Annotated in this window: 11 protein-coding genes and 1 riboswitch; of the genes, 4 read left to right on the forward strand and 7 right to left on the reverse strand. The window is 61.2% G+C overall.

All coding sequences use genetic code 11. The annotated features are described in order from the left end of the window. Nucleotides 1-96: 96 nt before the first annotated feature. Nucleotides 97-1056 (reverse strand): nucleoside hydrolase, encoded by a 960-nt coding sequence (locus tag FP026_RS20290; RefSeq protein ID WP_149636405.1) that lies wholly within the window; start codon nt 1054-1056, stop codon nt 97-99. A gap of 161 nt (nt 1057-1217) precedes the next feature. Beyond that, entirely contained in the window at nt 1218-1622 is a 405-nt protein-coding gene (locus FP026_RS20295) for a cobalamin biosynthesis protein (protein WP_149636406.1), read from the reverse strand. Nucleotides 1623-1782: 160 nt separating this feature from the next. Here FP026_RS20295 and FP026_RS20300 point away from each other — a divergent pair, with 160 nt between their 5' ends. From FP026_RS20300 to FP026_RS20310, 3 genes are all read left to right on the forward strand, one after another. Next, entirely contained in the window at nt 1783-2568 is a 786-nt protein-coding gene (locus tag FP026_RS20300; RefSeq protein ID WP_149636407.1) for a TSUP family transporter, read from the forward strand. Nucleotides 2569-2668: 100 nt separating this feature from the next. Then, the gene (locus tag FP026_RS20305; RefSeq protein WP_149636408.1) at nt 2669-3034 is read left to right on the forward strand and encodes a nuclear transport factor 2 family protein; all 366 of its coding nucleotides are present in this window, start codon (nt 2669-2671) and stop codon (nt 3032-3034) included. Continuing rightward, the gene (locus tag FP026_RS20310) at nt 3031-3834 is read left to right on the forward strand and encodes a helix-turn-helix domain-containing protein (RefSeq protein WP_149636409.1); all 804 of its coding nucleotides are present in this window, start codon (nt 3031-3033) and stop codon (nt 3832-3834) included. The genes FP026_RS20305 and FP026_RS20310 overlap by 4 nt, the downstream gene beginning before the upstream one ends. A 15-nt stretch (nt 3835-3849) precedes the next feature. Here the strand turns inward: FP026_RS20310 and cobO are convergent, their stop codons facing one another. The 5 genes from cobO to cobU all read right to left on the reverse strand — a co-directional run bounded on the left by cobO (nt 3850) and on the right by cobU (nt 11048). Then, complete coding sequence (gene cobO, locus FP026_RS20315) at nt 3850-4494, reverse strand: cob(I)yrinic acid a,c-diamide adenosyltransferase (protein WP_149636410.1); 645 nt, start codon at nt 4492-4494, stop codon at nt 3850-3852. Continuing rightward, nucleotides 4491-5090: a dimethylsulfonioproprionate lyase family protein gene (locus FP026_RS20320; protein WP_149636411.1), complete on the reverse strand. Its 600-nt coding sequence runs from the start codon at nt 5088-5090 to the stop codon at nt 4491-4493. Before FP026_RS20320 ends, cobO begins: the two co-directional genes overlap by 4 nt. Then, nucleotides 5087-9232 carry a cobaltochelatase subunit CobN gene (gene cobN / locus FP026_RS20325; protein WP_149636412.1) on the reverse strand — a complete coding sequence of 1382 codons (4146 nt, stop codon included), beginning with the start codon at nt 9230-9232 and terminating at the stop codon, nt 5087-5089. Before cobN ends, FP026_RS20320 begins: the two co-directional genes overlap by 4 nt. Before the next feature lie 236 nt (nt 9233-9468). Continuing rightward, nucleotides 9469-10518, reverse strand: coding sequence for a cobalamin biosynthesis protein CobW (gene cobW, locus FP026_RS20335; protein ID WP_149636413.1), 1050 nt, complete (start codon nt 10516-10518; stop codon nt 9469-9471). Between the two features lie 5 nt (nt 10519-10523). After that, on the reverse strand, nt 10524-11048 hold the full coding sequence (gene cobU / locus FP026_RS20340; protein ID WP_149636414.1) for a bifunctional adenosylcobinamide kinase/adenosylcobinamide-phosphate guanylyltransferase: 525 nt from the start codon (nt 11046-11048) through the stop codon (nt 10524-10526). A gap of 141 nt (nt 11049-11189) precedes the next feature. Next, nucleotides 11190-11589, reverse strand: a riboswitch (cobalamin riboswitch). A gap of 180 nt (nt 11590-11769) precedes the next feature. Here cobU and FP026_RS20345 point away from each other — a divergent pair. Further along, a complete protein-coding gene (locus tag FP026_RS20345; protein WP_149636415.1) occupies nt 11770-13566 on the forward strand; it encodes a chloride channel protein in 1797 nt (598 codons plus the stop codon). The last annotated feature ends 38 nt before the right edge of the window (nt 13567-13604 follow it).

The raw sequence follows: 13604 nt of genomic DNA on the forward strand, positions 1-13604 counted from the left end.
CGATATGTCCGAAACTTAAATAGGCGCATGACAAGCCAAGGAAATGGCTTTTCAGCGAGATGTGAAGGGAGACGCGATGGCCTCCCTTCGCGGAGCTTAGTGTTTCACCTTGCCCACGATCACGTCGCGGATCAGATCGATGACCTGCTGCGAGCGAATGCCCGTGCACACGATCTGGCTCGGCAGATTGTCCCAATCGCCCGGCGGGAAATGACGGCCGTTCGGCTTGACGATCGTCTGGCCGTCGGCGATGCCGCCGCAGACGACGCGTACCGCGCCTTCGATCGTGTCGAATAGCTCGGGAGCGACAACATAGACGCAGGCGCAGCTGTCGTGCACCATCATGCCGTCTTCGACGGCGTGCTTGTAGAAATCGATATAAGACTGCGACAGGTCGGCCAGCAGCTGTACCGAAGGTCCGCCCTCCCTCGCCATATCGGCCAGATAGCGGCGGCTCATGGTCGTCACCGCCGTTACGTCGAGACCCACCACGACCACCTTCCAGGCTGCCGTCATGACGAAATCGGCGGCTTCCGGATCGCCGTGAATATTGGCTTCTGCCACTGGTGAAACATTGCCGGGCACATAGAAATTGCCGCCCATGATGACGACGCCCTTCACGAGCTTGGCGATTTCTGGATCGTGCTTCAGCGCCAGAGCCAGATTGGTCATGCGGCCGACGGCTACCAGGGTCACCTCGCCCGGATTGGCGCGAACGGTGTCGATGATGAACTGGTAAGCCGGCCGCGGGTCGGCCGGCAGATCGATCGTATCGGGTACCTCGATGTCGCCGAGGCCGTTATGGCCGTGAACCATGGTCGGCCACGGACGCTCATGCCGCGAAGGATCGAAAGTGACGCTGGCGCCGCGCGCGACCGGACAGGCAATATTCCACTCGCGCTTCAGGAACAGCGCATTGCGGGTCGTCGTATCCACCGAAGCGTTGCCGAAAACCGTGGTCACGCCAAGAAGGTCGATATCCGGGTGACGATGCAGGAAGAGAAGCGCCATGGCGTCGTCAACGCCCGGATCGGTATCATAAATGACCTTATGCATGATTTTTCCTTACCAACATACTGAATAAGCTTTATCTTTCGGAAATTTTCAACATCACGGATCGCGCTTGAACTATCGGCATACACGAGAACCGCGGACGGCGAAATGCCGCCGCGATCTCCTATGAGCCATTTGTGAGATTTGCGTGGCGAATTCGATGCTCAGGCGATCCTGGCGATCGCCGCCGTCGCAAAACTGGATTTGATCTTCGGGAGCACAAGCTCGGAATCAGGTCCGGCCGCCGCAAGCGCCGCCGCTTCCGCGACGCCATGACAACCGGCATGGGCGAAAACGAGTTCGGACGGATTCTTCAGCCTGGGTGTCTCCCGCTCCAATGCAGCCGCCTTGAAAAAGCGGACGGGAAGACGAAAATGCGTGGCGGTCTCGAGGATCGCCGGCTCATCCATGCGCGTATCGATCGACACGACGGCCAGAATCTCCTCGCTCCCGATCCCAGCCTCCTGAAAAGCCCTTTCCGCAAGCATGCGCATGTCGTTCCAATCGGTGCCACGCTCGCAGCCGAGTCCAAGAAGATAGCGGCGGATGGAATTGGCATAGGTCGTCATATTCACTCCCAACAGCGTCAACCGACATCACAGCTGTAGCGAGCGCCTTTCGGTGCGTCAATTTCGCTTGGTGTGTCCTGATGGCAATTGCCTTGTGACGAGCGAAGTGCCAGAAGGCCGCTGATTTCCCGCCCCAGAATTCCCATTCCAGAGTCCCCCCTTGTACGAGATCACATTTCAGGCCTTGCTCCTGCTGTTTGCCGCCGCATTCTTTGCCGGCTTCGTTGATTCGATCGCGGGCGGCGGAGGGTTGATTACCGTGCCTGCAATGTTGCTGGCAGGTATTCCGCCGCTGCAGACGCTCGGCACGAACAAGGTGCAGTCGATCTGTGGCGCGGCCTCGGCAACGATCGCCTATGCCAGGCAGGGACATGTCGAGCTTCGCGAGCAACTTCCGATGGCCGCAATGGCCGTCATCGGAGGCATGCTCGGCGCGTTGCTGGCAACCGTCATGCCGAGCGAAGTCCTGCGCATCGCCCTGCCCTTCCTGCTGATCGCCATCGCGCTCTATTTCGCCATCAAGCCCAATCTCGGCGATGTCGAAAAGCATCGCCGCTTGAGCGCCGGCCTTTTCGGCGTGACGCTCGTACCGCTGATCGGTTTCTACGACGGCGCATTCGGGCCAGGTACGGGTTCGTTCCTGATGCTCGCCTTCGTGACGCTCGCCGGCTTCGGCCTTCTAAAGGCGACGGCCCATACGAAGCTGCTCAATTTCGGCTCGAATCTCGGCAGCCTGATCGTCTTCATCTTCTCCGGCGCCATCCTTTGGAAAGTCGGGCTGACGATGGGGCTCGGCCAGTTCCTCGGCGCCCAGATCGGCTCCCGGCTTGCCATGCGGATCGGCGCTAAGTTGATCAAGCCGCTGCTGGTCGCCGTCTGCATCGCCTTCGCAGTCAAGCTGTTGGCAGATCCCACCCATCCCGTCAGGATCTGGCTCGGGCTATAAAAGAGCGCCTTTGATTACCTCCGACGTAATTGATAGTGCTTCGGTACGCGCCGATGATCGCCCTGCCTGAACGGTTCAGGCGATCCAAAGGAGTTGACCGATGACCGACGCAAACACCATTGCAAAACGCTATATCGCCATCTGGAACGAGGCCGATACCGACCGCCGACATGCGCTCATCGCCGCGGCATGGACGGAAAACTGCAGCTATGTCGACCCCATGATGCGTGCTGATAATCGCGAGCAGATACACGCGCTGGTCACGGCGGCGCACGAACGCTTCCCCGGTTTCCGCTTCACGCTCATCACCGATGGCGATCGTCACGACAACAATCTCCGCTTCTCCTGGGGCTTCGGACCGGTTGACGCCGAACCGCTGATCAAGGGCACGGATTTTGCTATCCTCGAAGGCGAAAGGCTGAAGTCCGTTCACGGCTTCATCGATCAGCTGCCGGCTGCCGCATGATGAACCCGGCCCGCTCTCTCGGCGATCATCTGCGCGAATGGCGGCAACGCCGCCGCCTGAGCCAGCTCGAATTCGCTCTTGAAGCCGATATATCGCAACGACATCTGAGCTTCATCGAGAGCGGGCGGGCACTTCCGAGCCGCGAGATGCTGATGCATCTCGCCGAACGGCTCGACGTGCCGTTGCGCGAACGCAACCCGATGCTTCTGGCGGCGGGCTTTGCTCCCGTCTTTCCCGAACGCAAACTGGACGACCCGGCGCTAGCTCCGGCGCGGCACGCCATCGACATGCTTCTGAAGGGACACGAACCCTTCCCGGCCCTGGCAGTCGACCGGCACTGGACGCTGATAGCAGCCAATGCCGCTGTCGCGCCGCTGCTTGCCGGCGTGACCAATATCTCACTGACCATAGCACCGATCAATGTCCTGAGGCTCAGCCTGCATCCGCATGGCCTTGCGCCCCGGATCGCCAACCTGGTCGAATGGCGCGCGCATCTATTGGAACGCCTGCGTCAGCAGATATCGGCAACCGGCGATCCCGTACTGACAAAACTGCTTGAGGAATTGTCGGCCTACCCTGCACCCGCGGCGCCGAAATCGGTGGCGCCGGAACGAGATTTTGCCGGCATTGCCGTGCCGCTCGAACTTGTCACCGAAGCAGGCCGACTCTCCTTCATCTCGACCACGACCGTCTTCGGAACGCCCGTCGACATCACGCTGTCGGAACTCGCGATCGAATCCTTCTTTCCCGCGAACCCGCAGACGGCGGAAGCGCTGAAGGCAATGCTGCCGGGCGGTTGAGCACTCGGCGAGTGATCAGAACTCGACGCCCGGCTGCCCCTTGATGCCCGAGCGGAACGGATGCTTGATCAATTCCATCTCGGTGACGAGATCGGCAATCTCGATCAGCTCCTCCTTGGCATTACGACCGGTCAGGACGACATGGGTCATGTAGGGCTTTTCAGTCTTCAGGAATTCCAGCACCTCGTTGATGTCGAGATAATCGTAGCGAAGCGCGATATTGATCTCATCGAGCAGCACCATGGAATTCCGCTCGTCGCGGATCAGCTCCTTGGCCTTTTCCCAGGCGGCGGATGCCGCCGCCACGTCACGGGCGCGGTCCTGAGTCTCCCAGGTGAAGCCTTCGCCCATTGTGTGGAACTGGCAGAGATCGGAGAAATGCTTCTCGATCAGGTCGCGCTCGCCGGTCCACATGGCGCCCTTGATGAACTGCACGACGGCGCTGGGCTTTCCGTGGGCGATATGGCGGAAGATCATGCCGAATGCGGAGGAGGATTTTCCCTTGCCCTTGCCGGTATGAACGATGATCAAGCCCTTCTCGTCGGTCTTGGTCGCCATGATCTTGTCGCGCGCGGCCTTCTTCTTGGCCATCTTGTCGGCGTGACGGGTATCGTCGTTCTTCGGTGCGTCCGCGCCGGTTTCGGCCAATTCGTCGCTCATTGCATTCTCCCTGATATGATCGATTTTTGTGCCAGCGGCCCGCCGCGCCAGAGGTAAAGCGCGACAAGCGGCTGGTCCTCTGTCCGCATGGCATGGCGGATATTCGAGGGGTGATGGATGATCTCACCCGACCAGCGCGGCAAGAACGGCTGCGCATCCTTGCTCCACAACGAGCCGTCGGTCAGAGGGATATAGATCTCCTCGGCCTCGTGATGATGATCCGGATAATGCACGTCTGGACCCAGCAGCAGGAAGCCGCCTGCCATCTTTTCGTTCGCAAAATGCCCTCGCGTGCCGAACAGCTCGACCCAGCCATATCGCTGCAGGAAATCGCTGCCGAAATCGGTGATGCCGTAGGTCTGAGCCCAATGCAGTTCTTCGGCAGCGGCAGAAAGCCCGTCAAATAGAACTCCTTCCGCTCCGTCGACCGGGCGATCAAGTTCTCGAAGATAGGCAACGACGGGCAGATCGCGCGGCGCGAGCGACCGCCCGGCCGTCGGCCAGTCGAAGCCCCCGATGAAGTGTTTCAGCATCGGATCTCCGCGCGACAGGAGATAGTCGCGAAACGCCACAAGAAGACTGTCGACGGCGCTCATGCCGCCGTCTCCTTATTCAGGCTTTCCAGATCGAAGCGCGCCGAATTACTCCTCGGCGTCCAGAGCTTGCGATCGATCGCCTCCAGCAGACGTTCCCGCATCTCCCGAAATGCTGCCGGGTTCTTCTCCGCCATGAAATCGCGCACATGCTGATCGACGACGAAGGCCTGATAGACGGCTTCAAAATGATGATTACGGACCGCCCCCGTGGTTGCGGCGAAGGCGAAGAGATAGTCCACGGTTGCAGCGATCTCGAAGGCGCCCTTGTAGCCATGGCGCATGATGCCCTCGATCCACTTGGGATTGACGACGCGCCCGCGCACGACCCGGCCGATCTCTTCTTCAAGCGAGCGGATCACAGGCTTTTCCGGCCTAGAATGATCGTTGTGGTAGATCGAGGGACGCGCACCACCAAGCTGCTCCGCCGCCGCCGCCATGCCGCCTTCGAACTGATAATAATCGTCGCTATCGAGCAGGTCATGCTCGCGATTGTCCTGGTTCTGCACGACCGCCTGGATCGAGCGCAACCGCTCCTCGAAGACGCCGCGCTCGGCCCTTCCCTCCTCGCCGGCGCCATAGGCATAGCTGCCCCAGACGAGATAGGCCTCGGCCAGATCCGCGCGCCGTTCCCACCCCTTCTCATCGATGAGAGCCTGCAGACCGGCGCCATAGGCACCGGGCTTGGAGCCGAAGATGCGATAGCCGGCCCTACGGCTGGCGGAGGCCTTATCGAGGCCGGCAGCTTCCAGCCGCGCGATCTCGCCGCGCATGCGCGCCGCAATCGGATTGTCGGCCGCATCTTCATCGAGCATGCCAACGGCACGGATTGCCTTGTCGAACAGGGCGATCTGCTCGGGAAAGGCATCGCGGAAGAAGCCGGATATGCGCAGCGTTACGTCCACGCGTGGCCGTCGGAGCATGGCAGGCGGGATGATCTCGTAGCCGGTGACACGTCGAGACGTCATGTCCCAGACGGGCTTGACGCCGATCAGCGCCAGCGCCTGCGCGATGTCGTCGCCACCAGTGCGCATGTTCGAGGTGCCCCAAGCTGTCAGGCCGAAGGAAACAGGCCATTCGCCATGGTCCTGAACGTAGCGGCGGATCAGCAGCTCGGCCGATTTTTTGCCAAGCTCATAGGCAGCTGGCGTTGGGACGGCGCGGCTGTCTACCGAATAGAAATTTCGTCCCGTCGGCAGAACATCCGGCCGACCCCGGGTCGGCGCGCCGGACGGGCCGGGAGGCACGAAACGACCGTCGAGGCCTTTGAGCAGCGCCGCAATCTCGGCATCGCCGCAGGCGAGGATGGAGGGCTGGAGCTTTGCGGCAATCTCGCCGAGGACCATGCGGGCGTTTGGCCAGGCGTCAGGACAGGCTGTTTCGCCATCCACGAGTTTCGCGGCCAGGAGTTCAATGCGCTCGACGGTATCGCCCTTAGTGCGCCAGGGGGCATCCGAGATGTCTTGGAGCATTAAGGGGCGTGGGCCGGTCCATTCGGCCGCCATGTCGCAGTCTAGCGGGTCGAATGGCTTGCTTAGAGAGATACCCCCCTCTGTCAGCTTCGCTGACATCTCCCCCACAAGGGGGGAGATTGTTCGGAGTATGCCGCCCGTCCATCCTGATTCATCACCAACCGCATCAGCGGATTCGATCGCCATTTGAGGCGATGTCATGCCACGGGCTACCAATCTCCCCCCTTGTGGGGGAGATGTCGCGAAGGCGACAGAGGGGGGTATAGCGCTCTCCCCACGCTCCACGCCCTCAAAAGCATCTCTTGCAATCGCCCGCTGCAGGCTCTGATCACCGCCCTCGCCCAGCCCGCGCGGCACTCTTGCCAGCGCCACCGTCAGATCCGTCAGCAGCCGCCCGGAGGGCGAAACGCCGAAGATGTGCAGGCCGTCGCGGATCTGCATTTCCTTGAGGTCGCACAGATAGGCATCAAGCTTGCGCAAGGCTTCGTCTTCGCCCTCGCCCCTGGCGATGCCGGCATCCTGATCGAGGCCAATATCGGCGACGAGATCGAGGATCTGCTTGCGGAGCAGACGGATGCGGCGGGGATCGCCGCCCGACGCCTCGTAATATTCGTCGACCAGCGCCTCGAGATCCTTCAGCGGACCGTAACTTTCGGCGCGCGTTAGCGGCGGTGTCAGGTGGTCGATGATGACGGCACTCGTGCGGCGCTTGGCTTGCGTACCCTCGCCGGGATCGTTGACGATGAAGGGATAGAGGTTCGGAAGCGGCCCGAGGATCGCCTCCGGGTAGCAGCTTTCCGACAACGCCAGCGCCTTGCCCGGCAGCCATTCGAGATTGCCGTGCTTGCCCATGTGGATGACCGCGTGCGCATCGAAAGAACGGCGCAGGAAGGCGTAGGAGGCGAGATAGCCGTGCGGCGGCACGAGATCGGGAGAGTGATAACTCTCCTTCGGATCGATGTTGTAGCCGCGCGCCGGCTGGATGCCGACAAGCACCTCGCCGAAGCGGGCGAACGGCAGGGCAAAGCCGCCATCCAACGCGTAAGGATCCACCTCCGGATCGCCCCAGCGACCTATAATTTCATCCTGAATCTGTTTGGGAAGCGATGAGAAGAAATCCTTGTAGTCGCTGAAGGAAAGCCTCTCGCGGACCACCCGTCCATCATGACCCGTATTTGTCGGGCATTCCGCCAGATGCCGCATCAGGGCATCGCCGTCGGCAGGCAGATCGGCAACGTTATAGCCCGCCGCCCGCATTGCCTTTAGCACTTCGATCGTGCCGGCCGGCGTATCGAGTCCCACGCCATTGCCTAGGCGCCCATCGCGATTGGGGTAATTCGCCATCACGAGCGCGACGCGGCGATCGCCGGGCAACGTATTGCGCAGCCGCGCCCAATTGGCAGCGAGCCGCGCGGTATAGCGCATGCGATCCTCGAGCGGCTCACTGGCGACGATATTGGCCTCGACCCGTTCGTCATAGCGAGCCGCAGCCTTGAAGGACACGGCACGGGCAAGAACGCGGCCATCAACCTCAGGCAAAGCCACATTCATTCCAAGATCGCGCGCCGAAAGCCCCTGCGAAGATGCCTCCCAGGCTTCTTTCGACGAAGCCGAGAAGATGGCCTGAAGGACAATGGCCTCCCCCGTTTCCAGCACCGTTGCCTGACGATCCGCACCCGGCGCCGAAACGGCAAAGCCTGTGGAGTTGATGACCACGCCCGGCTGCAGTTCAGTAAAGACACTTTCGAGAATGCCGACCGACACCGCATCCTTGAGACTATAGGCAAAGACCGGCAGCGGCCGCATGCCTTCGGCGATGAGCGCCTCTATCATGGCCTCGACGGGTTTGGTTTCACCGCTCTGGACGAGAGCGCGGTAGAAAGAAATCGCCACGGTTGGAAATTCGATTCCCGCTACCCGCTCCAAATCGATGGCAGCGTCAGGCGACTGTTTCAAAGGAGAGTTTCGCCCCTCATCCGCCCTCCGGGCACCTTCTCCCCGCAAGCGGGGCGAAGGGGGAGCCGCAGCCTCGATATGCCCCCTCTCCCCGTCAATACGGGGAGAGGGCTGGGGTGAGGGGCGAACTCTCCATTCGATTTCAAGTCTCCGCCATTCGTCCACACCGATCACGCCACGACCTGGCCACCAGATACCGGCCTTCATCAGAGGCACGGCAGGCATCGGTTTTTCCGCGCCCGAGAGCATCGCTTCGGCATAAGCGAGAAACGCCCTGGAATTCGCTTCCCCACCCTCGATCAGGTAGGACCAGAGCGCATTGAGATCATCGAGAGCGACGTTGGAGAATGGCGTCAGGCCGGGATCCGGCTTCGAATCCCCCGGCAGCACCGCAATCAAGGCGCCCTGGTGCGCCGCACAGGCATGCAGCGCTTCCAGCGCATAATGAAAATAGCTCGCCCCTCCCAGCGCCCGCACGATAATGAGCTTCGCATGCCGGGCCGTCCTGTCGATATAGGTATCGACGGACATCGGATGCTTGAGGCTCATCAGGCTCGCAAGCCGCAGGGAACGACCGCCCTCGCCGTGCGCAGCGGCGATCGCCGCAAGCTCGGTATCGGCGGCCGACAGAAAGAGGATATCGCCGGGCGACTGCCCGAGATCGATCGCCTCTTCGCCGTCGCTGATCGTTCCCTTTTGAGCTAGGAGGAGATGCATTACGCTTCAGAGTATGCGGCGGCATACCCCCCTCTGTCACATTGTGACATCTCCCCCACAAGGGGGGAGATCATTCGGTGCCATGCCGCGCCCGATCGGCCACCTGACGTTCCTGAAACTTCCGCGGTCGGCCGTTTCGCGACAACGTAGCCACGAGTTCCCAATCTCCCCCCTTGTGGGGGAGATGTCGCGAAAGCGACAGAGGGGGGTATTTCAGGGCAAAGACGCAACATCGATCAGACCAGCGCTTCGATCGCCTTGCGAACGATCGCCTCGTCCATCTCATGCAGGCCGATCACCACAAGTCGGGTCGCGCGCGCTTCACCCGGTGCCCAGGCGCGATCGAAATAAGTGTCGATGCGGCTGCCGACGGCCTGAAGCTGCAGGCGCATGGGCTTGCCGGGCACATCGACGAAGCCCTTGAGGCGCAGCACGTCATGCTCCGCAATCACGCCCTTCAGCGCATCGACGAAGGCGGCGGGGTCGGCAATCGGGCCGAGCTCGACGACGAAGCTGTCGAATTCGTCGTGGTCGTGCGGCGTGCCATCCTCATGCTCCAGCTCGTGATGGGATTTGCGGTTGACGATATCGTCTTCGGTGCCGATGCCGAGGCCGAGCAGGATGGCGGCGGGCACATCGCCGTTCTTCGCTTCGATGATCGTCGGCTTGCGAGCGGTGCGCGAGGCAACCTCGGCACGGACGCGGCCGAGACCGTCGACGTCGATCAGATCGGTCTTGTTCAGCACGATCAGATCGGCGCAGGTCAGCTGGTCCTCGAACAGTTCTTCGATCGGGCTTTCGTGATCGAGCGAATCATCCTCGACGCGAGCGGCCTCGACGGCGTCGTGATCGTCGGCGAAGCGGCCGGCGGCAACGGCGGCGCTATCGACCACGGTGATGACGCCGTCCACAGTCACGTGGGTGCGGATATCGGGCCAGTTGAAGGCGGCGACCAGCGGCTGCGGCAGCGCAAGGCCTGATGTCTCGATGACGATGTGATCCGGGCGCGCATCGCGCTCCAAAAGCTTCGTCATGGTGGGGATGAAATCGTCGGCAACGGTGCAGCAGATGCAGCCGTTGGTCAGCTCGATGATATCGTCTTCGGTGCAGTTCTCCGCGCCGCAACCCTTGAGCACATCGCCATCGACGCCGAGATCGCCGAATTCATTGATGATCAAAGCGATCTTCTTGCCGCCAGCATTCTGCAGGAGATTGCGGATCATCGTCGTCTTGCCGGCTCCCAGAAAGCCGGTGATGACGGTGGCGGGAATCTTTTCCTGGTTCATATGGATCAACCCTTCATTTTCAGCGGCAAGCCCGCTGCGATAAAATAAACTTCGGCACTTGCCGCCGCGACCATCTGATGCAGGCGGCCGGCATGATCGCGAAACTCGCGCGCCATGCGATTTTCCGGCACGATTCCAAGGCCGACCTCGTTCGATACGAGAACGAGCCGCGATCGTGCTGTCGGCAGAAATGCAGTCAGGTCGGCAAACTCCGAAACCATGTCCCGCTCCGCCATCATCAGATTGGTCACCCAAAGCGTCAGGCAGTCGACAAGCACCGCGCGCCCTTCGGCGTCGATCGCGGCGAGCCGGCTGACGAGATCGATCGGCTCCTCATGCGTCTGCCATAGATCGCCGCGGCCGGCACGATGCTGAGCGATCCTCTCGCGCATCTCATCGTCCCACGCCTGCCCTGTCGCCACATAGTGACGTTCGAGACCGGTGTTGGAAATCAGGGATTCGGCGAAACTGGATTTGCCGGAACGCGCGCCACCGAGGACGAAAGCAGCTCGGGAAGTCGAAAATGACATGCGCTATGCCCGCTCCCACGCGGAAGCGAGGGTCGGCAGCACGTCGCTGGAACCGGGAAACGGGCGCCTACACGCCGAAAACTCATCTTGCGCCATGACAACCTCCGTGCTGGCAGCGGAACTCACGTCCCAAAACAGGCTCTGCGCCCGGCACGCATGGCAGGTCTCCTGGCTCGCGGATAAGGCGCCGCGACGGGGGCGGACCGAAATCGGTCGCCCCCGATCGTGCGCCAGCGGGTCTTCCTCGCCTTCCCGGCAATGCATCATGAAAAGGCGGACGATTCGTAGACTTAAGAGGCGTCCAGCCCCGGTTGATCATGACGCCATACCAGTGGCTTTTTCGAATTGAGCCTGCCCCGCCCCGTTCGCCCGATGCGAACCATCAACGGAATCGGCTTCAAATCGAACGAAAAACCCTGACCGCTCTACAGTCGCGGGGTCGGCTGTGATGAGAACGCCCGGATTGGGTCCGTCCCTTCACATTCCCTTTTCATCCCATGCGACAGATCGCCGCCCGGGAACCATTCGTTATGCCGGTAATGATTAGGCTTTCACTGAGTTCAAGTCAATCAAGGGCATGGATGCGACGCCGAACGTCCCGATTGCGAAATCGACCCAACATTCCCGCAAAATCAGCGGCTTTTTTGCCGCATTTCTTTGATGTTAGAAGTTTATAGAGGGTAAGCCCTCACATTCGAATAAAACATATCGTTCGTTTCCAATGCTGCAGAAATTCCAACCGCGCCGCCTCGGCGTCTTGTCCGCCCTGTTCGATCTCGGTCGGTTCAGGGCATTGCTGCGCCGTGGCGAATTGGGACTTGTTTTCGCCGGCGCGCTGGCGGGAATAGCCTCGGGTTGCGCCGTAACGGCGATGAGCTATATCTCGCGCAAGCTTCACAGCGTCATCTACGGCATAACCGACTATGAGCGCCTGAGTTCGGCGGCGGTGGCGATTCCCGACAAATCGGTGCTGTTCATCGCGCCGATCGCCGGCGGCATCATCCTCGGCATCCTGCTCTATATATTGTCGCGCACGCGCAAGAAGCCGATGGTCGACCCGATCGAAGCCAATGCGCTGCATGGCGGTCGCATGTCGCTCACCGACAGTATCCTCGTCGCCGTGCAGAACCTGATCTCGAATGGATTCGGTGCCTCAGTTGGCCTCGAGGCCGGCTATACCCAGCTTGCCGCCGGCATCGCCTCGAAATTCGGCTACAAGATGCAGATGCGCCGCGCGGACCTGCGCATGCTCGTCGGCTGCGGCGCAGCCGGCGCGATTGCCGCCGCCTTCAATGCGCCGCTCACCGGCGCCTTTTACGCCTTCGAGCTGATCATCGGCACCTATTCCATTCTCACGCTGACGCCTGTCGTCGTTTCGGCCCTGATATCGACGATGATCGCAAGGCTGCTGGCCGGCGATGACTTCGCCATCGATATCGGCCATATCGGATCGATCGCCCCTGCCGATTATCTCCCGGCCGTTTTGCTTGGCGCCTTCTGCGCCGGCGTCGGCATCCTGATCATGCAGGGCGTCGCCTGGACCGAGGAACTCGCGCGCAAGAGTTCGATCGCGCCACCCTTCCGCCCGGCACTCGGTGGCCTTGTCGTCGGAAGCCTGGCGCTGATCTCGCCGCAGGTTCTGTCGGCGGGACACGGCGCCCTGCATCTCAACTTGTCGACGGACGTGACGCTCGGGGCTTTGGTCGGGCTGTTCCTCCTCAAATCGCTAGCCTCAGCGGTCTCGATCGGTTCCGGTTTCAGAGGCGGCCTATTCTTTGCATCTCTGTTCATGGGTGCGCTTCTCGGCAAAATCTTCGCCTATTGCGCCCCCTATTTCGATCACAACGCGCTGACGCCCGCTGTCTACGCCGTGGTCGGCATGAGTTCGCTGGCTGTCGCCATCATCGGCGGCCCGCTGACGATGACGTTTCTGGCGCTGGAGATCACCGGCGACTTCCCGATCACCGCCCTCGTGCTGGCCGCCGTCATCACCTCCTCGCTCGTGGTCCGCACCAGCTTCGGCTACTCCTTCGCCACTTGGCGCTTCCATCTGCGTGGCGAGAGCATCCGCAGCGCCCATGACGTTGGCTGGATCCGCAATCTCACGGTCGCCCGCATGATGCGCCCTGACGTACATACGGGAAGCATCGACATGAGTATCGAGGAGTTCCGCAAGAATTTTCCGATCGGCTCGGCCCAGCGCGTCATCCTGATCGACAAGAACGAAAAATACTCGGGAATGGTCCTCGTGCCCGATGTCTATGCGAGCCCGGTCGAAAAGGATGACGAGGAACACGGACTTTCCGATTTCATCCAGCTGCGCAACGAATTCCTGCAGCCGCAGATGAACGCCAAGCAAGCGGCCGCCATATTCGACCAGACCAAGAGTGAAGCGCTCGTCGTCGTCAACGATCTGATCGAACGCAAGGTGATCGGCCTGCTGACGGAAAGCTATACGCTGCGCCGCTACAGCGAGGAACTCGATCGCCGCCGCCGGGAAGTCTCCGGCGAACTCTAAAGCAGGTCGCTGACCTAAAGCAATTCCAGGAAAAGTGC

This window comes from Martinezella tropici, from assembly GCF_008370325.1.
GTDB classification, from domain to species: Bacteria; Pseudomonadota; Alphaproteobacteria; order Rhizobiales; family Rhizobiaceae; genus Rhizobium; species Rhizobium tropici_B.